This window comes from Erwinia sp. JUb26 (assembly GCF_003751505.1).
In the GTDB taxonomy this organism is placed as follows: Bacteria; Pseudomonadota; Gammaproteobacteria; order Enterobacterales; family Enterobacteriaceae; genus Erwinia.
This window is the reverse complement of the sequence record NZ_RJVB01000009.1, coordinates 178209-202389: the sequence shown is the minus strand read 5'-3', so window position 1 is coordinate 202389 and position 24181 is coordinate 178209. Positions and strand designations below refer to the sequence as shown.

Below are 24181 nucleotides of genomic sequence, written 5' to 3'. Positions count from 1 at the left end.
AACGACTGCGAGGACCCGGGTTTGACAATCAGTCAGGAACGACGCGTAATTTTTTTTGACCTCGATGGCACCCTGCATCAGCAGGATATGTTCGGTACCTATATGCGCTGGATGCTGCGGCGTCAGCCGCTAAACCTGCTGCTGGTGCTGCCGCTGCTGCCGGTGGTGGCGGCGGGCCTGTTACTGCGCGGCCGCGCGGCCCGCTGGCCAATGAGCCTGCTGCTGTGGTCGATTACGTTTGGCCACAGCGAACAGCGCCTGTTGCAGCAGGAAAACGAGTTCGCCCGCTGGTTTCGCCAGCGCGTAAAGGCCTTTCCGGTGGTGCAGCAGCGCCTGACGGATTACCTGAACAGCGACGACGCCGACGTCTGGCTGATCACCGGCTCGCCACAGCCGCTGGTGGAGCAGGTGTATTTTGATTCCGCGTTTCTGCCGAAGGTGAAATTGATCGCCAGCCAGATGTCCCGCTCCTGGGGGGGACGGGTGCTGGCGCTGCGCTGCCTCGGCCATGAAAAAGTCGCGCAGCTCGAGGAGCAGATCGGCACGCCGCTCCAGCTCTACAGCGGGTACAGCGACAGCAATCAGGACAACCCGCTGCTGTTCTTCTGCCAGCACCGCTTTCGCGTGACGCCCGTAGGCGAACTGCAACAGCTTGAATAAGGGCAGTCTGCCGGGCGCAATCAGTGTATAATGTCGCGCTTTTTTTCCGCTGGAGACTCAGGTGAGCGACAATAATGATGAATACTGGATGCGCCACGCGCTGATGCTGGCCCGCCGTGCCTGGGACGAAGGCGAAGTGCCGGTGGGCGCGGTGCTGGTTCATGAAGGCCGGGTGATAGGCGAGGGCTGGAACCGGCCGATTGGGCACCACGATCCTACCGCGCATGCGGAAATCATGGCGCTGCGCCAGGGCGGCAAAGTTATAGAGAACTACCGACTGCTCGACACCACGCTGTACGTGACGCTGGAGCCGTGCGTGATGTGTGCCGGTGCGATGGTTCACAGCCGTATCGGCCGGCTGGTGTTCGGCGCGCGCGATGAAAAAACCGGGGCGGCAGGTTCACTGCTCGATGTACTCGGCCACCCGGGTATGAATCATCAGGTACAGATAGAAGAAGGCATTCTGGCAGCGGAGTGTGCGGCAATGCTGAGTGACTTTTTCCGCCATCGCCGCGCGGAGAAAAAAGCGCTGCGTCAGGCGGGAAAATTGCTGTAGTCTCAGTTCATTGCCAGCTGTGGCGGGACGGCGGGGTAGGCATTGCCCAGCTCGGCTTCCGTCGCCGCCTTCTGCGCCAGCTTCCTTTCCTGGTCCTCCAGATACCCCACCAGGCTTATCTGATACTTACGAATATTCTCGACGTAGGCGTAGGCTTCATGCCCGCGTGCAAAGCCATAGGTAGTCTGGCTGTAGTAGCGCTTCTGGCTTAGCATCGGCAGACGCAGTTTTACATCCGCCCAGCTGTCAGGGTTACCCTGCTGCTTTTCCGTCAGCTTGCGGGCATCCAGCATATGGGCATAGCCCATGTTATAGGCGGCGAGGGCGAACCAGATACGTTCATCGTCCGGGATCCCCGCCGGGACTTTCTCCATCATCCTCACCAGATACTCGCTGCCGCCGCGCACGCTCTGCTCCGGGTCGGTGCGGTCCGTGACGTTCAGGCTGTCGGCGGTATTACGCGTCAGCATCATCATCCCACGCACGCCGGTTGGTGAGGTGGCCTGAGGGTTCCAGTGGGATTCCTGGTAAGAAATCGCCGCCAGCAGTCGCCAGTCGATGCTCTGCGCATACTTTTCAAACAGCGGCTGGATCCCCGGCAGCGTACCGTCGATGGCGCGCAGGAAAGTCCGGGTATCAACATAGTCGAAGGTGCCTACGTGGCCGAGGTACTTCTCATCCAGCCGCGCCATCGCGCCTTCTTCACCCATCTGGTTATAGAAGTCGAGCATCGCCGCATTCAGGCTGTCGTCCTGCTCGCGCTGAACATACCAGGTAACGGGTTCTTCATCGGTGATATCAAACGCCACCGCCAGCTGGGGATGGATGCGCTGCATCAGACCGATGGTTACCGAATCACCGACCGTGTAATCGATCTTGCCATCGGCAACGGCCTGCAGCAGCGTCTGCGGCGTCTGATCGGTGGAGATCGCCCAGTCAAGATCCGGGTACTGGTTCTCTTTCGATCCGCGCAGGGTAGAAAGATAAGCCGAACCGGAAGCCACAATCAGCCGTCCCTTGAGATCGCCAAGATTTTTTGGCCGCGTTGCGCCAATGCGATACACCAGCTGCTGCGAAACGGAATAGTAGGTCGGACCGGCGCGGAAATGCGCCAGACGTTCATTGTTGTAAATTAAACCGGCCGCCAGCACATCAGCTTTGTCATCTTCCAGATCGTCAAACAGATCGCTCAGGTTCGGGCGCACGGTCACTTCCAGCTTCACACCCAGATAATCGGCGAAGCGTTTTGCCAGCTCGTAGTCCATTCCGGCCGGTGATTTATTTACGGTGTAATAGGTCAGAGGAGAATTTATCGTGCTGACACGTAAAACTCCTCGCGATTTTATCTGTGCGATGCGGTCGGTTGCACCGCCGTACCAGGGTATCGACGGCCACAGTGCAAGCGCGAGCAGCACCATAACCAGCCCGATAAACAGGTAATTTAATTTTAGGCGTTTCAAATAGTTATCTCTCGGTGGCTCTCAGGTATCTGTCTTTCACGGCAGTATTTATTGGCTATAATTGCTCCTGAGCGTGGGGCATTTTGCTCAAGTCCGCGTGGCATCGCAACCTAATTCCACCTGAATCGTGTGATTTTCAGCCAATTCTGGATGTCGATTAATTCTGCGCAAACGGTTTCGTAACCGCTGGGGATTCTCTATAATAGCGCCCGTTTTCCCTGTTGCGCCCAATGAAGCGTCGCCCGGCGCTTCGAGACGAGAGATCTTTAATGATGGAAATTCTGCGTGGTTCGCCCGCCCTGTCGGCATTTCGTATTAACAAACTGCTGACCCGCTTTCAGGACGCTCACCTGCCGGTGAGTGATATTTACGCCGAGTACGTCCATTTCGCCGATGTCAGCGCACCGCTTGATGCGGATGCTAAAGCGCGCCTGCAGCGCCTACTGAAATACGGTCCTTCTCTCGCTGAGCATACCCCGGAAGGCCGCCTGTTGCTGGTGACTCCGCGTCCCGGCACGATCTCCCCGTGGTCATCCAAAGCGACCGATATCGCCCACAACTGCGACCTGCCACAGGTTCTGCGCCTTGAGCGCGGCCTGGCCTTCTATATTCAGGCTCCACAGCTGACCGATGCACAGTGGGGCGCGCTGGCCGCTCTGCTGCACGATCGCATGATGGAAACCGTCTTTACGGATCTGAATCAGGCCGAGCAGCTGTTCGCACACCATCAGCCCGCGCCGGTACAGAGCGTGGACGTGCTGGGTGAAGGTCGTGATGCGCTGGTCCAGGCGAATATCAAGCTGGGTCTGGCACTGGCCGAGGATGAGATCGACTACCTGCTGGCCGCGTTTGAAAAACTAGGGCGCAACCCGAACGACATCGAGCTCTACATGTTTGCCCAGGCAAACTCCGAACACTGCCGTCACAAAATTTTCAACGCCGACTGGGTGATTGACGGAGAGCAGCAGCCAAAGTCGCTGTTCAAGATGATTAAAAACACCTTCGAGAAAACCCCGGACCACGTGCTGTCTGCCTATAAAGACAATGCCGCGGTAATGGAAGGTTCTCAGGTTGGGCGTTTCTACGCCGATCGTCAGGGTGCCTACGACTTCCATCAGGAAGATACGCATATCCTGATGAAGGTGGAAACCCATAACCACCCGACGGCGATTTCGCCGTGGCCGGGTGCGGCGACCGGTTCCGGTGGCGAAATCCGTGATGAAGGCGCAACCGGACGCGGCGCGAAGCCGAAAGCCGGTCTGGTGGGCTTCTCCGTGTCGAACCTGCGTATTCCGGGCTTTGAACAGCCGTGGGAAGAGGATTTCGGCAAGCCGGATCGTATCGTGACCGCGCTGGATATCATGACCGAAGGCCCTCTGGGCGGCGCGGCATTTAACAACGAATTTGGTCGCCCGGCGCTGAACGGCTACTTCCGTACCTACGAAGAGCGCGTCAACAGTCATAACGGCGAAGAGCTGCGCGGCTACCATAAGCCAATCATGCTGGCCGGTGGTATTGGTAACATCCGTGCCGATCACGTGCAGAAAGGCGAAATCACCGTCGGTGCCAAGCTGATTGTACTGGGTGGCCCGGCGATGAATATCGGCCTGGGCGGCGGTGCAGCATCATCCATGGCTTCCGGCCAGTCCGATGCCGACCTCGACTTCGCTTCCGTTCAGCGCGACAACCCGGAAATGGAACGCCGCTGCCAGGAAGTGATCGACCGCTGCTGGCAGATGGGTGAAGCTAACCCGATTCTGTTTATCCACGACGTCGGCGCGGGCGGCCTGTCCAACGCCATGCCGGAGCTGGTCAGCGACGGCGAGCGCGGCGGTCGTTTCAATCTTCGCGACATCCTGAATGACGAACCGGGCATGAGCCCGCTGGAAGTCTGGTGTAACGAATCGCAGGAGCGTTACGTTCTGGCGGTTGCACCGGAGAGCGTCGCGCTGTTTGACGAGTTGTGCAAACGTGAACGCGCTCCGTATGCGGTGATCGGCGAAGCCACCGAAGAGATGCACCTGTCGCTGGCCGACAGTCACTTCGACAACACGCCAATCGATCTGCCGCTGGACGTGCTGCTGGGCAAAACGCCAAAAATGACCCGCGATGTTGCCACCCTGAAGGCGAAAGGTGACGCGCTGGTTCGCGACAGCATTTCTATTGCCGATGCGGTCAACCGTGTTCTGCACCTGCCGACCGTTGCGGAGAAAACCTTCCTCGTGACCATCGGCGACCGCTCCGTTACCGGTATGGTAGCGCGCGATCAGATGGTGGGACCGTGGCAGATCCCGGTTGCCAACAGCGCGATCACCACCGCCAGCCTCGACAGCTATTACGGTGAAGCAATGGCGCTGGGCGAACGTGCCCCGGTGGCGCTGCTGGACTTCGCCGCCTCCGGTCGTCTGGCCGTGGGTGAAGCACTGACCAACATCGCTGCGACCCAGATTGGTCCGCTGACACGCATTAAACTTTCCGCTAACTGGATGGCAGCAGCCGGCCACCCGGGTGAAGATGCGGGCCTTTACGAAGCAGTGAAAGCGGTCGGCGAAGAGCTGTGCCCGGCGCTGGGTATCACTATCCCGGTGGGTAAAGACTCTATGTCGATGAAAACCCGCTGGCAGGAAGGGACCGAGCAGCGCGAGATGACCTCTCCGCTGTCGCTGGTGATCACCGCTTTTGCCCGAGTGGAAGACGTGCGTAAAACCGCCACGCCACAGCTGCAAACCGTCGATAACCGCCTGCTGCTGATTGACCTGGGTAACGGCGTTAACGCGCTGGGTGCCACGGCGCTGTCTCAGGTTTATCGTCAGCTGGGTGACAAACCTGCCGACGTGCGTGATGCCAAACAGCTGGCCGGCTTCTGGAATGCGATTCAGACGCTGGTTGCCGATGGCAAACTGCTGGCCTACCACGACCGTTCAGACGGCGGATTGCTGGTGACGCTGGCGGAAATGGCCTTTACCGGCCACTGCGGCGTTGAGGCAGATATTGCCGCGCTGGGCAGCGACAGCCTGGCTGCGCTGTTTAACGAAGAACTGGGTGCGGTGATTCAGGTTGCTGCCGCAGACTGCGCCGCGGTTGAGCAGGTGTTTGCTGCCAACGGACTGGCCGAGTGCGTTCACGTGCTGGGCCGTGCGGTCGAGGGCGACCGTTTTGTGATTACCTCCGGTGATTCTGCGGTGTACAGCGAAAGCCGGACCACGCTGCGTACCTGGTGGGCAGAAACCACCTGGCAGATGCAGCGCCTGCGCGATAACCCGGCCTGTGCCGACCAGGAACACGAAGCCAAGAAAGACAACAGCGATCCGGGCCTGAACGTCAAACTGACCTTCAAGCCGGAAGAGGATATCGCCGCACCGTTTATCGCCACCGGCGCGCGTCCAAAGGTTGCCGTACTGCGTGAGCAGGGCGTTAACTCCCACGTTGAGATGGCGGCTGCCTTCCATCGTGCCGGTTTTGACGCGGTTGACGTGCATATGAGCGATCTGCTGGCGGGTCGTCGTGGTCTGACCGACGTTCAGGCGCTGATTGCCTGCGGCGGCTTCTCCTACGGCGATGTGCTGGGCGCGGGTGAAGGCTGGGCGAAATCGATTCTGTTCAACAGCCGCGTGCGCGATGAGTTCGAAACCTTCTTCCATCGTCCGCAGACGCTGGCGCTGGGCGTATGTAACGGTTGCCAGATGATGTCTAATCTGCGCGAGCTGATCCCAGGTAGCGAAGAGTGGCCACGCTTTGTGCGTAACCAGTCCGAGCGTTTTGAAGCCCGCTTTAGCCTGGTGGAAGTCGCGGCCAGTCCGTCGCTGCTGCTGGATGGCATGGTTGGTTCCCGTATGCCGATTGCGGTTTCGCACGGTGAAGGCTTTGTTGAAGTGCGTAGCGATGCGCACCTGGCACAGCTTGAGCAGAAAGGTCTGGTGGCGCTGCGCTTCGTCGATAACTTCGGTAACGTGACCCAGCAGTATCCGGCTAACCCGAACGGTTCTCCAAACGGCATTACGGCGGTCACCAACGAAAGCGGTCGCGTAACGATTATGATGCCGCACCCGGAGCGCGTGTTCCGTACCGTGAGCAACTCCTGGCACCCGGAAGAGTGGGGCGAGGACAGCCCGTGGATGCGTATTTTCCGCAATGCGCGTAAGCAGCTGGGCTGATATCTGTGTGAGTAGCCTGCTGTAAATCAGCGGGCTAATGGCAGGTTTGAAAAAGCCACCGTCCTTCGGGATGGTGGCTTTTTTTTGTCACTCTCTTTTTCGGCATGAGTGGCAAGATTTGAAGCTAAGCTGGAATTGCTGGAATTGCTGGAATTGCGGTGAATGAGGGCCAGCCTGGGCGGCTGCCGGGCGGTCCTCGCGCCGCTTTGCGGTGCCTTCGGTTTCGGCATCGGGCCTTGCGGATCGGCGTGGAGCGGGCGTCCTGCCCGCGCCACGCCTGAGCGCAGCATCCATGCTGCTCTCTCCGGTCCCGCCGCCTGCACCTCAGCGCTGCGGATTGCCCGGCAGCCGCCCAGGCTGGCCCTCTTTCGGAAATCGTCATCGCTTCTTATCTGAATTGAGACGGGTTCAGTCATGGGTGTTTATCCTGATCGGCAAGCTGATTTCGATTTCATTATCTCAATGGCAAGCGGGTTTCCCTGTCTGTATCGTTGTCTGGAGTGGACCATGCATACTGTCCGCGCCGCGCCGTTCGTAAAATGTGCGCAGGTTTCATCCTTTGATGATTCGATAGGATGTCGAAAGACGAGTTGTTAAGCAGCGACGCCAATATCAAAGCACAGACGGGTTGGGCCGGGAAACGGGCAATCCGCAGCGCTGAACGTAACGAGGGAGCCAGGATTTGCTCGCATGGACGCGAGCAAAAGGCGCAGCCGGGGCAGGAAGCCCCGTCTACGGCGGTCCGAACAGGCTCCCGACTGAAGAGAAGGAACCACGCAACGCGTGGCGCGAGGACCCGCCCGTTTCCGGGGCCAACCCGTCTACGCCAGCCCCGAAATCACAGCCCCGAAATCACCAGCCCCGAAATCACCAGCGAGAACAGGCCGTGCATCGCCAGCCTCCTGTTGCATATCCCCGACAATCCCCCCAAACCACTGTCTCCAAACGGAGACATTTAACTCATTGATTTAAATGGCACGTTTCGCACATCGCCAAAAGTGTTACTTTTCAGCGACACTTCGCCGGACCGACTGGTCAAAATGGTCCACAATAAAACTTAGCTGCACCCTAAAAATCACCATTTTATAATAAGTTAAAACATGAATTGTAAAACTGGCACGATGATTGCTATAATCTATTCAGCGGCTCATTCACCTGGTTATGACAGCCCTGCGCAAGCGGTCAAGTGCCCATAACGCCCAGAATGACGCACAAAACGGAGCCTGTCGTCCACCCCACCGATAATCGTTCACTTTGTGACGTTATCAAACATCGGACGCAACGTTGAGTTAGGCTCCACCTATTCAGCTTCGCTGCTCACCTGCAGCGTCGCCCGATGGCCGGTTCAGTGAACCGGCCATTTTCATTTCATCGCCTGGCTTTCCTCGCCGTCCACTCTCCGCTAGCATCACAGATAACCTGAACAAGAGATCTCTCCGTGAAGAAATGGCGTCTGTTTCCACGATCGCTGCGTCAGCTGGTGCTGATGGCGTTTTTACTGGTGTTATTACCGCTGCTGGTGCTGGCCTGGCAGGCCTGGGAAAGCCTGTCTGCGCTGAGCGATCGCGCGGCGGATACCAACCGCACCACCCTGACCGACGTGCGCCGCAGCGAAGCGATGGCGCGCACCGCGCTGGAACTGGAGCGTAGCTACCGTCAGTACTGCGTGCTGGATAACCCGATGCTGCAAAAGCTGTATCAAACTCAGCACAGCCGCTATTCGCAAATGCTCGATGCCCACGCGCCGGTGCTGCCGGACATCCGCACCTACCAGGCGCTGCGTCAAAGTCTCACACAGCTAAGCCAGATAAAATGCGATAACAGCACGCCGGTAAAAGCGGCCGCCGAGCAGCTGGAGGCATTCTCATCTGCCAATACGCAACTGGTGCAGACCACACGCGAAGTGGTTTTCTCTCGTGGGCTTCAGCTTCAGCGTGAAATTGCCGATCGCGGCCAGTTCTTTGGCTGGCAGGCACTGACGCTGTTCCTTCTCAGCCTCGGGTTGGTGGTGCTGTTTACCCGCATGATTATCGGGCCGGTGAAAGCCGTGGAGCGGATGATTAACCGGCTGGGAGAGGGGCAGCAGCTTGAACAGAACCTGATGTTTAAAGGGCCGCGTGAAATTCGCTCCCTCGGGCAGCGCATTCTGTGGTTGAGCGAACGTCTGACCTGGCTGGAGTCGCAGCGCCATGAATTCCTGCGCCATATCTCTCACGAGCTGAAAACGCCGCTGGCCAGCATGCGGGAAGGTACGGAACTGCTGGCTGACCAGATAGTTGGCCCGTTAACCGCGGACCAGAAAGAGGTGGTCAGCATCCTTAATGACAGCAGTCGCCGCCTGCAAACGCTGATTGAGCAACTGCTTGAGTACAACCGTAAACTGGCCGACGGCCCGCTGCCGCTTGAGGATGTGCCGCTGGCCCCCCTGATTGACACGCTGGTGGCCAGCCACAACCTGACGGCTCGCGCTAAGATGATGCATACCGACATCGACCTTCAGCTTGCCAGCTGTCGTGCTGAGCCGACATTGTTGCTGCGGGCAATCGATAATCTCTACTCCAATGCTGTACACTACGGCGCAGAATCCGGCCGCATCTGGATCCGCAGCCGCCAGCAGGGGGGCCGGGCAATCATTGAAGTCGCCAACACCGGCACGCCTATCCCTGCCGCCGAGCGGGCGATGATCTTCGAACCTTTCTTCCAGGGCAATATGCAGCGGAAGGGGGCCGTTAAAGGCAGCGGGCTGGGGCTGAGCATTGCCAAAGACTGCCTGCAGCGTTTGCAGGGCGATTTACAGCTGGTTGACAGCAAGGAAGCGGATGTTTGCTTCCGCATCGAATTAAATACCACCGCCGGGAATGACTAGTCATGCGCTTATCACCTTTTTCTGCTCTGTTGTCCCTGGACCACTCCGGCAAACTGGCCGCAGTCTCCGTGCTGGCCTCCCTGCTACTTGGCTGTAGCCAGGTACCGGAGAAAAGCAACAATTTGACGCATGATTCGTTTAGCGAATCCGAGCACCGCGTGGTGGATTTCCAGACGGTCTCCTGCGGGCAGGTCTGGGGCTTTAATAACGGGGCGGTGGTCAATAATCCGCTTTACTGGCTGCGGGCGATGGACTGCGCACAGCGCCTGTCGCCGGCCGAAGCCCGCGCCGAAGCACGCCGCTGGCCGGCGGATAACTGGCAGAGCCGCTTCAAACAGGCCGTCCTGCTCAACAACGGTAACGTCACGCCGATGGAACGCCGCCAGTATCTTCAACGCCTTGATGACTACAGTTTCGACTATCCCACCACCGTGCGCCCGTTGCTGACTCTGTGGCGGGAAGGGCAGGGATCGCTGTTGCAGCTGTCGGCAGAACGCACGCGCTACGCCACGCTGCAGCAGACCAGCGATGCGCAGCTTGATGCGCTACGTCAGCAGGAAATCGCGCTGAATCAGGAACTGGCGGTAACCCGGCGCAAGCTGGATTCCCTGACCGACATCGAGCGCCAGCTTTCATCGCGCCGCTCGCCCGATGCGGCCGACAGCAGCCACGCGGTGGATAAATCCGCGCCGGATGACGCGACATCTTCCGGCACTAAATCAGAGGACGATGCAACGCCATGATAAAAAAATCAGCCCGTCTGCTGCTGGTGGATGACGATCCCAGCCTGCTTAAGCTCCTTGGTATGCGCCTCAGCAGTGAAGGTTTTGCCGTTACCACAGCCGAAAGCGGGCCGGAAGCGCTGCGGGTGCTGGACCGCGAAACCATCGATTTGGCAATCAGCGATTTGCGTATGGATGAAATGGACGGGATGGCGCTGTTTGCCGAAATCCAGAAACGCCATCCCGGCATGCCGGTGATCATTCTTACCGCACACGGTTCAATTCCCGATGCCGTGGCCGCCACGCAGCAGGGCGTCTTCAGCTTCCTGACCAAGCCGGTGGACCGCGATGCGCTGTATAAAGCCATCGATGAGGCGCTGGCGCAGCGGGCTCCGGCCACGGACGAGTCGTGGAGCGAAAATATCGTCACCCGCAGCCCGCTAATGCTGCGTTTGCTGGAGCAGGCGCGCATGGTGGCACACTCTGACGTCAGCGTGCTGATTAACGGCCAGAGCGGAACGGGCAAGGAGATCCTGGCGCAGGCGATTCATGCTGCCAGCCCGCGTGCGGGCAAAGCGTTTATCGCCATTAACTGCGGTGCGCTGCCGGAACAGCTGCTGGAGTCCGAGCTATTTGGCCATGCGAAAGGCGCATTTACCGGTGCGGTGAGCAGCAGGGAAGGCCTGTTCCAGGCCGCTGAGGGCGGAACGCTGTTCCTCGACGAAATTGGTGATATGCCGCAGGCGCTGCAGGTTAAGCTGCTGCGCGTGCTGCAGGAACGTAAAGTTCGCCCGCTGGGCAGCAATCGTGACCTGGATATCGACGTGCGCATTATCTCCGCCACCCATCGCGATCTGCCAAAAGCGATGGAGAAAAAAGAGTTTCGCGAAGATTTGTTCTATCGTTTAAACGTGGTCAATTTGAAGATCCCGGCCCTGCACGAAAGAGCCGAGGATATTCCGCTGCTGGCGAACCATTTACTGAAGCAGTCGGCCGCGCGGCATAAGCCGTTTGTCCGCAGTTTCTCCAGCGACGCGATGCATCGCCTGATCGCCGCCAGCTGGCCGGGAAATGTGCGTCAGCTGGTGAATGTGATTGAGCAATGTGTGGCGCTGACGTCGGCACCGGTGATCGGCGACGCGCTGGTTGAGCAGGCGCTGGCCGGGGAAAATACCGCACTGCCTACGTTTGCGGAGGCGCGTAATCAGTTTGAGCTTAACTATCTGCGCAAGCTGTTACAGATGACCAAAGGAAATGTCACCAATGCTGCCCGACTGGCGGGCCGTAATCGCACCGAGTTTTACAAACTGCTTTCGCGACACGAACTGGACGCGGCCGATTTTAAAGAATAATTTTCAGTGCCGTTTTCACTATCAATTATGGTAGTTTAGCTGCCTGAAAATAGAGACAGACCGCGCCGCGTGACCTGTCCGGTGAAGTTAATCGTTGATTACCCGTCCGATACCGGAGGGAGAAATAAGGGTCTGCTATGAAAAAGATCGATGCAATTATTAAGCCGTTCAAACTGGATGACGTGCGCGAAGCGCTGGCGGAAGTCGGCATCACCGGTATGACGGTAACGGAAGTAAAAGGTTTTGGTCGTCAGAAAGGCCACACCGAGCTGTATCGCGGTGCTGAATATATGGTCGATTTCCTGCCAAAAGTGAAAATCGAAATTGTTGTCGCGGACGATATTGTCGATACCTGCGTCGATACCATTATGAACACGGCGCAGACCGGGAAAATCGGCGACGGCAAGATTTTCGTGTTTGATGTGGCGCGCGTTGTGCGTATCCGCACCGGCGAAGAAGACGAAGAAGCGATTTAACCACAGTCCTTCATTCGCATAACAGGGCCTGAATATTCAGGCCCTGTTCGTTTCTACTGTTCGGATCCGCAAAGAGTAAACTCCGTAACCAACTGCTTACAGAAATGATATCCAAGCCTTGCTGGCCTTGAAGCCAATCGTTTGCGCAAAAAGGCGGTCATGGCGCTATTCAACGGCTGGGTAACAGTTTAAACTGTTGCCCAACACCCCCAAGTTCCTTATTAAAAGTCAGTTGAGTCAGGAGATGCAGATGTTAAAGCGTGAAATGAACATTGCCGATTACGATGCCGATTTATGGCAGGCGATGGAGCAGGAGAAAGTGCGTCAGGAAGAGCACATCGAGCTGATTGCTTCAGAAAACTATACCAGCCCACGTGTAATGCAGGCTCAGGGATCCCAGCTGACTAACAAATACGCCGAAGGGTATCCGGGGAAACGCTACTACGGTGGCTGTGAGTACGTGGATATCGTTGAGCAGCTGGCTATCGACCGTGCTAAAGCGCTGTTCGGTGCCGACTATGCTAACGTGCAGCCGCACTCCGGTTCACAGGCGAACTTCGCGGTTTACACCGCGCTGCTGCAGCCGGGCGATACCATTCTGGGTATGAACCTGGCGCACGGTGGTCACCTGACCCACGGTTCCCCGGTTAACCTGTCCGGTAAACTGTATAAAGTCATTCCTTACGGCATCGATGAAACCGGCAAAATCGACTACAACGAGCTGGCCGAACTGGCTAAACAGCACCAGCCAAAAATGATCGTAGGCGGCTTCTCCGCTTACTCCGGCGTGTGTGACTGGGCTAAAATGCGTGAAATCGCAGACAGCGTTGGCGCATACCTGTTCGTCGATATGGCGCACGTTGCTGGCCTGATCGCGGCTGACGTTTACCCTAACCCGGTGCCTCATGCACATATCGTCACCTCAACCACCCACAAAACCCTGGCGGGCCCACGCGGTGGTCTGATCCTGGCGCAGGGCGGTGACGAAGATCTGTATAAGAAACTGAACTCTGCGGTCTTCCCTGGCGGCCAGGGTGGTCCTTTGATGCACGTGATCGCGGGTAAAGCGGTAGCGTTCAAAGAAGCGATGGAGCCAGAGTTCAAAACCTACCAGCAGCAGGTTGCTAAAAACGCGAAGGCGATGGTTGAAGTGTTCCTGGAGCGCGGCTATAACGTCGTTTCCGGCGGTACCCACAACCACCTGTTCCTGCTGGACCTGGTTGACAAAAACCTGACCGGTAAAGAAGCCGATGCCGCTCTGGGCCGCGCTAATATCACCGTGAACAAAAACAGCGTACCGAACGATCCGAAGAGCCCGTTCGTGACCTCCGGTATCCGTATCGGTTCTCCGGCTGTGACCCGTCGCGGTTTCAAAGAAGCTGAAGTTCGCGAGCTGGCTGGTTGGATCAGCGATATTCTCGACAATATCAATGACGAAGGCGTGAGCGAGCGCGTGAAGAAGCAGGTTCTGGATATCTGCGCGCGCTTCCCGGTATACGCGTAATCCGTTAGCCGTTCCTGAACTGCGAGCCGTTGCACAGATAACGGGGCACATTGTGCCCCGTTATTTTTTTATCTGTCCGCACGGTGTAGAGTAGCGCCGAAACTTATTCTGTCGGATGGAACATGACAATACGATCGACGTACTGGCTGGGGCTGGGCTACTTTACTTATTTCTTTGCCTACGGCGTCTACCTGCCTTTTTGGGGCGTTTGGCTGGAAGGCAGCGGCATGAAGCCCGAACAGATCGGTCTGCTGTTGGGCTGCGGCATGATCGCCCGCTTCACCGGCAGCCTGCTGATTGCTTCCCGCGTTACTAATCCCTCTCAGCTGGTCAATGCCTTGCGCCTGCTGGCGCTAATAAGTCTGCTGTTTGCCCTTGGTTTCTGCTTTGGATCGCAGTGGTTCTGGCTGCTGATGGTAATGGTGGGCTTTAACCTCGTGTTCTCTCCGCTGGTGCCGCTGAGCGATGCGCTGGCCGCCACCTGGCAGCGGCAAATCGCGCTGCCGTACGGACCGGTGCGGCTGTGGGGATCGCTGGCGTTTGTCATCAGCTCGGCGCTGACCGGCGTGCTGGTCAATCAGTATTCCCACCAGGCGATTTTGATGCTGCTGTGCGCAGGCTGCGGCGCGATGCTGGCCGGGATGCTGCTGCGTCCGGCGGTGATGCCGCAGGGCTCGGCGAAGCAGGGCAGCCATGCCGGCTGGCAGGTGTGGTTGCAGATGCTGCGGGAGAATTCGGTATGGCGCTTTATGCTCTGCGTGACGCTGATGCAGGGGGCGCACGCCGCCTACTATGGTTTTAGTGCTATCTACTGGAAGCAGGCGGGCTATTCGGCCAGCGTGGTGGGCTATCTGTGGTCGCTGGGCGTGGTGGCTGAGATTATCATCTTTGCCTCGAGCAATCGGCTGTTCCGCCGCTGGCGCGCCCGGGATCTGCTGCTGCTCTCCGGCGTTGCGGCGATCGTTCGCTGGAGCCTGATGGCCACCACTACCGATCTGGGCTGGCTGGTTGTGGCGCAGATCCTTCACTGCGGCAGCTTCACTATTTGCCACCTGGCGGCGATGCGCTTTATTGCCTCCCGTGAGGGGGCGGAAGTCATCCGCCTGCAGTCCCTTTATTCGGCGCTGGCGATGGGCGGCGGAATTGCCATTATGACCATGATCTGCGGCGTGCTGTTCCAGCATCTGCATGGCGGGGTGTTCTGGGTGATGGCGCTGCTTGTGGTACCCGCTCTTTTCCTGCGGCCAAAGGTCCGTTAGCTTTCCAGCAGCGCCCGGATGCTGCGCTGCTGGTGTTCGCCCAGCGGCAGTTCCGCGTGGATCAGCGGCGGTGAAAACAGCGGCAGCGTGGTGACATACGGCGTAATCACCAGGGATATTCCCTTTGGCGCGCTGTTACGCTGATAGTCATCCACCGTCAGGTATTTGATGTTCAGCGGCAGCAGCGTCAGTTCGCGCAGCTGCTGTTCAACACAGCGCTCCAGCTCGCGGTCAAAGCCGGTCAGCAGCAGCACCTGTTTTTCATGCAGGGCATTCTCCTGCATCAGCCAGGCACCAAAGATAATAGCCGTCAGCCCCAGCTCTTCATCAGAGAATTGCAGCGAGAATTGTTGTTCGAACTCAACCAGCGCGGCACGGGTCGTTCGCAGCAGGCGCGGATACTGCCTGGCGACGTCTTCCACCAGCGTGTGATCAATCCCCACGGCAAACTGCACCCGCTCCAGCGCCTGCCCCAGATGGCTGAACAGTTGGGCACACAGCTCGTCATGGTTGCTGAACTGCATGCCCGACAGCTGCTGAAAGCGTAGAATAAGCTGTTGAATCGCCAGCAGGAGCTGGCTTTCATGTTCACCGACGGGCTGGCTGACGCTGGGAATATGCAGCTGGCTAAACAGCAGCGCCAGCGGGATAGCATCATCCGCTGAGGTTTGCTGGTAGCCCTGCCGGTGCCAGCAGCGAAGGATCTCCTGCGCCAGTGCGTACTCCGTTTTGACACTCAGCCAGCGAGCCTGCTCAGGATTAAAATCCACCAGGCAGTCGTGTGCGAGCGAGTACTGCAGGTAAATCTGCAAAAAATGGCGGTCACGGGCGTTGTACTCCCGCATAAGCTGCCGGGAACAGTGCTGGATCAGTGCCTGTAAATTATGCTCATCATACAGTGCCTTGCTGACCTCGTTACGCTGCAGACGCTGCCTGATCCTCGGAGTGAAATAGTGGCAGACAAAGTCAGGGGATAGCCGCAGTGCCCGGCGTAAGCCGTGCAGCAGACAAAGGCGCTGGTTCAGCTGCGCGCCGTTCAGCCGTAGTAACCCCTGTTGATCCTGTTCGATAATCAGCTGGTGATAACGCTGGATCTCCAGCGTAACCTCCGCTATATCTTGCCGGGCTACCGCGTCTTCCACCCCGTTCAGCTGGCAGTACATTTCCAGCGTAACCTCAGGTTCTGGAAGACAAAGCATTAAAATGAGGTGGCAGCGCCGTTGCTGACGGGAAAAAACAGAGGTTTCTGGTGAGTAATCACTCGTCATCTGCGCTCCCGCTAAACGTATATTGTGTTAATCCTAGCCTGACTCTCTGCGGCTGTGGAGAGTCTGTAGACGTTTATTCGGCGCTTTTAAAGGCAGGTCACAAAAATAATTGGGAAATCCTGGAATGGGGTTGAATTTGTTACGTTATAACAGATACATTGTGGGGCTGATGCTGGCCGTTACGGTTGTGCCTGCGGCGTGGTCGCATCCGCACAGCTTTATTGATATGCAAACCACCCTGGTACACCAGGGGGACAATATCACCGGGCTAAAGATGCACTGGGTAATGGATGAAATTACCTCCGCCGATCTGCTGTACGACGCCGCCGACGCTAAACCCGATTCGGTTGTCTGGAAGAAGCTGGCGGCAGAAGTGATGGCGAACGTGCTCGGGCAGCACTACTTCACCGAGTTCTGGCATCAGAAGCAGCCGGTAAAATTTGAGAATCTGCCGCCGGAGTATCACCTGTCCCGGCAGGGCCACCAGGCAGTGCTGGAATTCGTGCTGCCGCTGGCGCTTCCGCAGCCGTTTAAGGGCCAGCGCTTTGTCTTCTCCACCTTCGACCCAACCTACTTTGTTGATATGTATTACGACTCGGAAAAATCGTTGAAAATCCCCGATGAGCTGGTAAATGAGTGCAAATTTGAGCTGAAAACGCCAAAGCCTGACGCGTCTATGCAGGCCTATGCACTATCGCTGGATAAAGCCGATGCCCCGGCGGAAGAGATGGATCTCGGTCGCCAGTTTGCTCAGACGGTGACGCTGGTATGTCAGTAAGTATCCTGCCGACGTCGGCGCGCCGCTGGCGGCAGCTGTGGCCGCTGTATCTGCTGGTCGTTGTCCTGATTGCCTGCGCGATGCTGGTGTGGCAGTTCTGGCCGCAAATTCTGCTGCAAAGCATTCTCTGGCAGAAAAGCCTGCACCAGCAGATGACCGCGCTGCTGCAGCAGGTTGCCAGCCATCCGCAGCAGGCCGGGCTGACGCTGATGGGCTTCAGCCTGCTGTATGGCGTTTTGCACGCGCTCGGGCCGGGGCACGGCAAGGTGGTGATCGCCACTTTTCTTGCCACGCATCCTACCCGGGTAAAAACCAGCCTGCAGCTGACCATGATGGCGGCGGTGGTGCAGGGCGGCGTGGCCATTGCGCTGGTCACGATAATGCTGGTGGTGCTGAAGCTCTCTTCGCGGCAGCTACATCTCAGCAGCTACTGGCTGGAAAAAAGCAGCTATCTGCTGGTGGCCGGGCTGGGATTATGGCTGTGCTGGCGCGCGGGGCGGGCGATGCTGCGCACGCTGCGCGCTTCCGGCAAAGCCAGCGGCATCACCATTCATCGCATTGTGCCAGCCGATCACCAGCACAGCGAAAGCTGCGGCTGCGGGCATCAGCACGTACCGGACAGCGCCCAGCTGGCCGCCGCCGTGGGCTGGAAAACCAAAAGCCTGGTGGTGCTGTCGATGGGAATGCGCCCCTGCTCTGGGGCAATCATGATGCTGCTGTTCTCAAAGGTGATCGGGGTATACGGCTGGGGCGTGCTGTCGGCGATAGCGATGGCGCTGGGGACGGCATTCACCGTCTCCGGCATGGCGCTGCTGGTGCAAATTTCCAGGGTACTGGCGCTGCGCCTGAGCCGCGATCGTCCCGCTGCGGGCTGGCAGAAGGTGGCGCTGAACTGCCTGGCGCTCAGCGGAGGAATACTGCTGCTGGCGGCGGGGATCGTACTGTGGCTGAGCGCGCAGCCGGATATCTCGGGGGGCATTCGTCCGCTGTTTGCCCGTTAATTTCGGGCAAAAAAAAGGCCGACGTCAGGTCGGCCTTAGTGAGACGGGTAAAGATTAACGCTTCAGCGCTTCGCTCAGCTCATCACGGATGCTGGCCAGGATAGATTTCACCACGCGCGGGTTACCGGCAACGATGTTTCCTGAAAGCATATAACCGTGTGCGCCAACAAAGTCGGTCACCAGACCACCGGCTTCACGAACCAGCAGTTCACCGGCTGCGAAATCCCACGGCTTCAGGCCGATTTCGAAATAACCGTCAACGCGGCCGGCGGCGGTGTAGGCCAGATCCAGCGCGGCGGAACCGGTACGGCGGAAGTCTGCACACTGGGTGAACAGTTTGCCAACGATGTTGATATAAGGGGTGGCGTGCTGTTTCAGCTTGAACGGGAAACCGGTCGCCAGGATGGTGCCATCCAGGTCGCGAGCGGTGCTGCCGCGCAGACGATAGCCGTTAAGCTGTGCGCCCTGGCCGCGAACGGCGCTGAACAGTTCATTACGCATTGGGTCATAAACTACCGCCACTTCGGTGCGGCCTTTAATGCGCACGGCGATAGAAACAGAGAAGTGAGGCAGACGTTTGATGAAGTTGGTGGTGCCATCCAGAGGGTCGATAATCCACTGTATATCCTGATCTTCACCGGCTAACTCACCACTTTCTTCAGTAATAATGGTGTGTTTCGGGTAAGACTTGCGAATCACCTCGATAATCTGGCGTTCCGCTTCGCGGTCAACATTGGTAACAAAGTCATTGCTGCCTTTCTGGCTGGCTTCGACTGCGTCCGGGGTTTCATAGTTCTTAGCAATTACGTTTCCGGCCTTGCGCGCAGCGCGCACGGCGATGTTGAGCATCGGATGCATGTAGTATCGTCTCACTGGATGTTAAAGAACGGTATCTCTTACTACCGCCAGCCTGCCGCTTAGTGGCCGCCGCCGTAGTTGGATATAAAACGGCGCGTACTATAGCAGGGAGAACGGCAAATGTCCTGAAAATATGATAGCATCGTTAAATTATTCCTCACACCTGACACTCTCATGCTGCAAAATATCCGAATCGTACTGGTTGAAACGTCCCACACCGGCAATATGGGCTCCGTCGCCCGTGCTATGAAAACCATGGGTTTAACAAACCTTTATCTGGTTAATCCACTGGTGAAACCTGACTCGCAGGCGATTGCCCTGGCCGCCGGTGCCAGCGATGTCATTGGTAGTGCCACTATCGTCGATACCTTTGATGAAGCGATAGCCGGCTGCAGTCTTGTTGTTGGCACCAGCGCACGTTCCCGTTCGTTGCCGTGGCCGATGCTCGATCCGCGTGAATGCGGCCTGAAAAGCGTGGAAGAGGGGCAACAGGCGCCGGTTGCGCTGGTGTTTGGTCGTGAACGCGTAGGCCTGACCAATGAAGAACTGCAAAAGTGCCACTACCACGTGGCGATTGCCGCGAACCCGGAATACAGCTCGCTAAACCTGGCAATGGCCGTTCAGGTCATTACCTATGAAGTGCGCATGGCCTGGCTGCAATCGCAGGAAAAAGACGCGCCTGAAGTGACCGAATCACCTTATCCGCTGGTGGACGATTTAGAGCGTTTTTACCAGCATATGGAGAAGATGATGGTCGCCAGCGGCTTCATTCGCGAGGCGACTCCGGGGCAGGTTATGAGCAAAATGCGCCGCCTGTTTACCCGTGCGCGCCCGGAAAAGGACGAGCTAAATATCCTCCGCGGCATGCTTTCATCCCTTGAAAAAAAGCGGGAAAATTGATTGTTTTTAAATTAAATCAATAACTTAATACTTGAGTGAAACACTTGGTTAAATAGTTGAGTGTTTTACTCGGTTAAATACTTGACCAAATTACTCAGGAATGGCAGACTTGCGTCCATATTTTGTTAACACCCATCCAGGGTTATAACCGAGGTCGTAAGCCATGAGACTGACATCCAAAGGCCGTTATGCTGTTACCGCTATGCTCGATGTTGCACTGCACTCTCACGAAGGTCCGGTACCTTTAGCTGATATTTCAGAGCGTCAGGGCATCTCCCTGTCTTATCTTGAGCAGCTGTTCTCTCGTCTGCGCAAGCATGGTCTGGTTGCCAGCGTACGTGGTCCGGGTGGTGGTTATCTGCTGGGTAAAGGGTCTGATGCGATCGCGGTCGGTGCAGTGATTACTGCCGTTGACGAATCCGTTGATGCCACTAAATGCCAGGGCAAAGAAGGCTGCCAGGGCGGCGAGCGTTGCCTGACCCACGTACTGTGGCGCGACCTGAGCGAACGCATCAGCGACTTCCTGAACAACATTACCCTGGCCGAGCTGGTTAACAATCAGGAAATCCTGGAAGTTGCCGACCGCCAGAACAGTAACGAAATTCGCCGCGTACCCAACGGTCGTGTGCTCGAAACCATTAACGTTAATCTGCGCGCCTGATCCTCATTTAACCGAGTCTTTTAAGCGTCGTGCAGATTATGTATCCCTGAGCTTTCAGATTGTCGTCCCGGTGACAGCGGGCTGAAAGCTCAGGGAAAACCTGTACGGAGCCTGACTCGCAATGAAATTACCGATTTACCTCGATTACTCCGCCACCACGCCGGCCGACCCTCGCGTTGCCGCGAAGATGATGCAGCACCTCACCCTTGATGGAACCTTTGGTAATCCGGCCTCGCGTTCCCACCGTTTTGGCTGGCAGTCGGAAGAAGCCGTTGATATCGCCCGCAACCAGGTTGCCGAACTGATCGGTGCCGATCCCCGTGAAATCGTGTTTACCTCCGGTGCAACCGAAGCCAATAACCTGGCGATTAAAGGTGCCGCTGAGGCAAATCAGGAAAAAGGCCGCCACATTGTTACCTGCACCACAGAGCATAAGGCCGTGCTGGATACCTGCGCGCAGCTTGAGCGCGAAGGCTACAGCGTCACCTGGCTTAATCCTCAGGCAGACGGCGTAATCGATCTTGCCCAGCTGGAAGCCGCGCTTCGTGATGACACGGTACTGGTGTCAATTATGCAGGTGAACAACGAAACCGGTGTAATTCAGGACATTGCTGCCATCGGCGAACTGTGCCGCTCCCGTGGGATCCTCTTCCACGTTGACGCTACCCAGAGCGTGGGCAAACTGCCGATCGATCTCAACACGCTGAGCGTCGATTTAATGTCCGTTTCTGCTCATAAAATTTACGGCCCAAAAGGCATTGGCGCGCTGTACGTTCGCCGTAAGCCAAAGGTGCGAATTGAGGCGCAGATCCACGGCGGTGGCCACGAGCGCGGCATGCGTTCCGGTACGCTGCCGGTGCATCAGATTGTCGGCATGGGTGAAGCCTATCGCATCGCGAAAGCAGAGATGGCCGAAGAGATGACGCGCCTCGCAGCACTGCGAGCGCGTTTCTGGACGGGGATCGGCGTGATTGAGCAGGTTCATCTCAACGGTTCGTTTGAGCACGGTGCACAGAATATCCTCAATATCAGCTTCGGCTACGTTGACGGCGAAGCGCTGATCATGGCGCTGAAGGATCTGGCCGTTTCATCCGGTTCGGCCTGTACCTCAGCCAGCCTGGAACCTTCCTACGTGCTGCGCGCAATGGGCGTGAGCGACGATCTTGCCTACAGCTCACTGCGATTCTCGTTGGGGCGTTTCACCACCGCTGAAGAGATTGACTATGCGATCGCGCTGATCGTGAAATCGATTGCGCGGATGCGCGACGTTTCCCCACAGTGGGCGGCGTTCAAGGCCGCAGGTGTGGCGGCTGCCAGCTAGACGTTAGCCTGGAAATCCGCATTTTGCCAACGGGCCGAATTAACTCTTCGGCCCGTTTCACATTCAGCATAAAAGCACGGCTGACAGCATGCGGTGAAAACATCTTTTGCGCATTTCTGTTAGTCTGGTGCGTCGATTTTGAATAGCATCTGTCCTGCGGCAAATCGCAGAGGCCGGGGATCTCCGGTCCACGACGTGAAAAATGAAAAGGAGCCATGCGATGACCACCTCTGTAATGAACATTACCCTGTCAACGGCTGCGGCCGATCCGCGCTGGGGCGAAAAAGCGATCCTCACCAGCAACGACAGCGGAATGACGATCCATCTCACCGGCAAAGATGCACAGAATATTATCCAGCGCGCCGCGAGAAAAATCGGCGGGCAGGGGATCCGTCATATCAGCCTGAGCGGCGACGGCTGGGATCTGGAAAACAGCTGGGCATTCTGGCAGGGCTACCGCGCACCAAAAGGAGCGCGTCAGGTGGAGTGGGCTGCGCTGAATGACGCTGACACCAAAGAACTGAACAGCCGTCTGAAGATCGTTGACTGGGTGCGTGACACCATCAATATGTCAGCGGAAGAGCTGGGGCCTGAGCAGCTGGCGACCCGCGCGGTGGATCTGCTGTGCGATGTCGGCGGCGATAGCGTCAGCTACCGCATCACCAAAGGCGAAGATCTGCGCCTGCAAAATTATGCCGGTTTGCACACCGTCGGGCGCGGTTCTTCTCGCAGCCCGGTGCTGCTGACGCTGGATTTTAATCCGTCAGGTAAAGAAGACGCACCGGTCTTCGCCTGCCTGGTGGGCAAAGGGATTACCTTCGACACTGGCGGCTACAGCCTGAAGCAGAGCAGTTTCATGGATTCCATGAAGTCGGATATGGGCGGTGCGGCCACCCTGACCGGCGCGCTGGCGCTGGCGGTTGCCCGTGGTCTGGACAAACGGGTGAAGCTGATCCTCTGCTGCGCGGATAACATGGTCAGCGGCAACGCCTTTAAGCTTGGCGACATCATCCGCTACCGCAACGGCAAAACCGTTGAGGTGATGAACACGGATGCCGAAGGTCGCCTGGTTCTGGCCGATGGCCTGATTGATGCCAGCGCGCTGAAGCCAAAGCTGATCGTCGATGCGGCTACCCTGACCGGGGCGGCGAAAACCGCGCTGGGTAACGATTATCACGCCCTGTTCAGCTTTGACGACGCGCTGGCGCAGTCGCTGTTAAGCTGTGCCGAAGAAGAGAGCGAGCCGTTCTGGCGCCTGCCGCTGGCGGAGTTCCACCGTGGCCATCTGCCGTCAAACTTTGCCGATCTTAACAACATCGCCAGTGCGGCAAATCCGGCCGGAGCCAGCACCGCAGCTGCCTTCCTGTCACACTTCGTCAGTGAATATAAGACCGGCTGGCTGCACATCGACTGTTCTGCCACCTACCGTAAAGGCGCGGTGGACCAGTGGTCTGCCGGCGCAACCGGTCTGGGCGTACGCACCGTCGCTAACCTGCTGCTGAGCCACGAATAATGGCGTTTGGGCGATCTTCATTCGCGGATCGCCCGCTAAAACATGGCCCGTAACCAAAAGAACATCACCATGAACGAACTTAACCCGCGCCTTGAAGAGGTGCTGAAGCTGGCCGCCAGTGAACCCGCACACCGCCCCGAGTTTTTCTCCCTGCTGATGGATGCCAGCGTGGTGGTCCCGGGCGAAAGTGCCGAGGCCGGTTCTGCGATTGATGCCAACACCCCGGTGGATTTGCAACACTGGGAAAAAGACGACGGCACCAGCATTATTCCCTGCTTCACGTCCGTTAGCGCTCTGGAGCAGGCGGTCAGCAGCGAGCAGGCTTACCTGGTAATGCCGCTGCGCACGCTGTTTGAAATGACGCTCGGTGAAACGCTGTTCCTGAATCCAAAGCTGCCGGAGGGGAAAGAGTTTTCGCCGCGTGAAATTGCCGATTTACTGGGCGATCACGGCAGCGCACTCAGCCAGCAGACCGTTCTGGAAGGCGGAACTTCCCTGCTGCTGTCGGAAATCGCCGAGCCGCCTGCACAGATGGTTGACTCGCTAACCCAGCTGTTTGCCAAATACAAATCGGTGCGCCGCGCCTACGTGGCACACATCCGTGAAAGTGCCGACCAGCCGGCGAATCTGCTGATTGGTATCGAAGCCGACGGCGACGTTGATGCGATCATTCAGGCGACGGGAAGCGTGGCAACCGACACCATGCTGGAAGATGAGCCGATCGATATTTGCCATGTTGTGGAAGGTGATAAGGGCATCAGCCATTTCTTTATCGCCCATATCAAGCCTTTCTACGAGCGCCGCTGGGGCAGTTTCCTGCGCGACTTCAAAGTGGTTAACCTCTGAGTGATGGCATAAAAAAGGCGACCACA

21 protein-coding genes are annotated in these 24181 nt (G+C 57.6%); 16 read left to right on the top strand and 5 right to left on the bottom strand.

Annotated elements, in window-relative coordinates; genetic code table 11:
- The first annotated feature begins 21 nt into the window (after positions 1–21).
- Positions 22–660: a phosphatidylglycerophosphatase C gene (yfhb, locus tag EC836_RS21290; RefSeq protein WP_123336848.1), complete on the top strand. Its 639-nt coding sequence runs from the start codon at positions 22–24 to the stop codon at positions 658–660.
- 61 nt (positions 661–721) lie between these two features.
- Positions 722–1216, top strand: a complete 495-nt coding sequence (gene tadA, locus EC836_RS21285) for a tRNA adenosine(34) deaminase TadA (RefSeq protein WP_123336846.1) — start codon at positions 722–724, stop codon at positions 1214–1216.
- A gap of 2 nt (positions 1217–1218) precedes the next feature.
- Here tadA and mltF read toward each other — a convergent pair whose 3' ends face one another.
- On the bottom strand, positions 1219–2676 hold the full coding sequence (mltF, locus tag EC836_RS21280) for a membrane-bound lytic murein transglycosylase MltF (RefSeq protein ID WP_123336844.1): 1458 nt from the start codon (positions 2674–2676) through the stop codon (positions 1219–1221).
- A 269-nt stretch (positions 2677–2945) separates the two neighbouring features.
- Here mltF and purL point away from each other — a divergent pair, with 269 nt between their 5' ends.
- A complete protein-coding gene (gene purL, locus EC836_RS21275; protein WP_123336842.1) occupies positions 2946–6830 on the top strand; it encodes a phosphoribosylformylglycinamidine synthase in 3885 nt (1294 codons plus the stop codon).
- Positions 6831–6856: 26 nt separating this feature from the next.
- On the opposite strand, the gene EC836_RS24685 is transcribed toward purL, so the two are convergent.
- A complete protein-coding gene (locus EC836_RS24685) occupies positions 6857–7246 on the bottom strand; it encodes a hypothetical protein (RefSeq protein ID WP_148050399.1) in 390 nt (129 codons plus the stop codon).
- A 1022-nt stretch (positions 7247–8268) separates the two neighbouring features.
- Here EC836_RS24685 and EC836_RS21270 point away from each other — a divergent pair.
- The 4 genes from EC836_RS21270 (at position 8269) to glnB (ending at position 12246) form a co-directional block, all read left to right on the top strand.
- Complete coding sequence (locus tag EC836_RS21270; protein WP_123336840.1) at positions 8269–9696, top strand: HAMP domain-containing sensor histidine kinase; 1428 nt, start codon at positions 8269–8271, stop codon at positions 9694–9696.
- Positions 9697–9698: 2 nt separating this feature from the next.
- A complete protein-coding gene (gene qseG, locus EC836_RS21265; RefSeq protein ID WP_123336838.1) occupies positions 9699–10439 on the top strand; it encodes a two-component system QseEF-associated lipoprotein QseG in 741 nt (246 codons plus the stop codon).
- Entirely contained in the window at positions 10436–11770 is a 1335-nt protein-coding gene (gene glrR / locus EC836_RS21260) for a two-component system response regulator GlrR (protein WP_123336836.1), read from the top strand. Before qseG ends, glrR begins: the two co-directional genes overlap by 4 nt.
- A 137-nt stretch (positions 11771–11907) precedes the next feature.
- Positions 11908–12246 (top strand): nitrogen regulatory protein P-II, encoded by a 339-nt coding sequence (glnB, locus tag EC836_RS21255; RefSeq protein WP_056238873.1) that lies wholly within the window; start codon positions 11908–11910, stop codon positions 12244–12246.
- 169 nt (positions 12247–12415) lie between these two features.
- On the opposite strand, the gene EC836_RS25160 is transcribed toward glnB, so the two are convergent.
- Entirely contained in the window at positions 12416–12487 is a 72-nt protein-coding gene (locus EC836_RS25160) for a hypothetical protein (protein ID WP_370348342.1), read from the bottom strand.
- Between the two features lie 9 nt (positions 12488–12496).
- Here EC836_RS25160 and glyA point away from each other — a divergent pair, with 9 nt between their 5' ends.
- Together glyA and EC836_RS21245 are read left to right on the top strand one after the other, a co-directional pair.
- Positions 12497–13750, top strand: a complete 1254-nt coding sequence (gene glyA, locus EC836_RS21250; RefSeq protein ID WP_123336834.1) for a serine hydroxymethyltransferase — start codon at positions 12497–12499, stop codon at positions 13748–13750.
- Between the two features lie 122 nt (positions 13751–13872).
- Positions 13873–15009, top strand: a complete 1137-nt coding sequence (locus EC836_RS21245; protein ID WP_123336832.1) for a 3-phenylpropionate MFS transporter — start codon at positions 13873–13875, stop codon at positions 15007–15009.
- On the opposite strand, the gene csiE is transcribed toward EC836_RS21245, so the two are convergent.
- Positions 15006–16277, bottom strand: coding sequence for a stationary phase inducible protein CsiE (csiE, locus tag EC836_RS21240; protein WP_123336830.1), 1272 nt, complete (start codon positions 16275–16277; stop codon positions 15006–15008). The two genes, EC836_RS21245 and csiE, sit on opposite strands and share 4 nt — an antisense overlap.
- A gap of 169 nt (positions 16278–16446) precedes the next feature.
- Between csiE and EC836_RS21235 the strand changes: the two genes are divergently transcribed.
- On the top strand, positions 16447–17055 hold the full coding sequence (locus EC836_RS21235; protein ID WP_233599390.1) for a DUF1007 family protein: 609 nt from the start codon (positions 16447–16449) through the stop codon (positions 17053–17055).
- Positions 17046–18056 (top strand): nickel/cobalt transporter, encoded by a 1011-nt coding sequence (locus EC836_RS21230; protein WP_123336826.1) that lies wholly within the window; start codon positions 17046–17048, stop codon positions 18054–18056. Before EC836_RS21235 ends, EC836_RS21230 begins: the two co-directional genes overlap by 10 nt.
- A gap of 54 nt (positions 18057–18110) precedes the next feature.
- On the opposite strand, the gene suhB is transcribed toward EC836_RS21230, so the two are convergent.
- Entirely contained in the window at positions 18111–18914 is an 804-nt protein-coding gene (suhB, locus tag EC836_RS21225; RefSeq protein WP_123336824.1) for an inositol-1-monophosphatase, read from the bottom strand.
- A gap of 174 nt (positions 18915–19088) precedes the next feature.
- Here suhB and trmJ point away from each other — a divergent pair, with 174 nt between their 5' ends.
- The 5 genes from trmJ (at position 19089) to sseB (ending at position 24155) form a co-directional block, all read left to right on the top strand.
- Positions 19089–19814 (top strand): tRNA (cytosine(32)/uridine(32)-2'-O)-methyltransferase TrmJ, encoded by a 726-nt coding sequence (trmJ, locus tag EC836_RS21220; protein ID WP_123336822.1) that lies wholly within the window; start codon positions 19089–19091, stop codon positions 19812–19814.
- Positions 19815–19977: 163 nt separating this feature from the next.
- Entirely contained in the window at positions 19978–20475 is a 498-nt protein-coding gene (gene iscR / locus EC836_RS21215) for a Fe-S cluster assembly transcriptional regulator IscR (RefSeq protein ID WP_123336820.1), read from the top strand.
- Positions 20476–20596: 121 nt separating this feature from the next.
- Positions 20597–21796, top strand: coding sequence for an IscS subfamily cysteine desulfurase (locus EC836_RS21210; protein ID WP_123336817.1), 1200 nt, complete (start codon positions 20597–20599; stop codon positions 21794–21796).
- 220 nt (positions 21797–22016) lie between these two features.
- Entirely contained in the window at positions 22017–23309 is a 1293-nt protein-coding gene (gene pepB / locus EC836_RS21205) for an aminopeptidase PepB (protein WP_123336815.1), read from the top strand.
- Positions 23310–23378: 69 nt separating this feature from the next.
- Positions 23379–24155 (top strand): enhanced serine sensitivity protein SseB, encoded by a 777-nt coding sequence (gene sseB / locus EC836_RS21200; RefSeq protein WP_123336813.1) that lies wholly within the window; start codon positions 23379–23381, stop codon positions 24153–24155.
- The last annotated feature ends 26 nt before the right edge of the window (positions 24156–24181 follow it).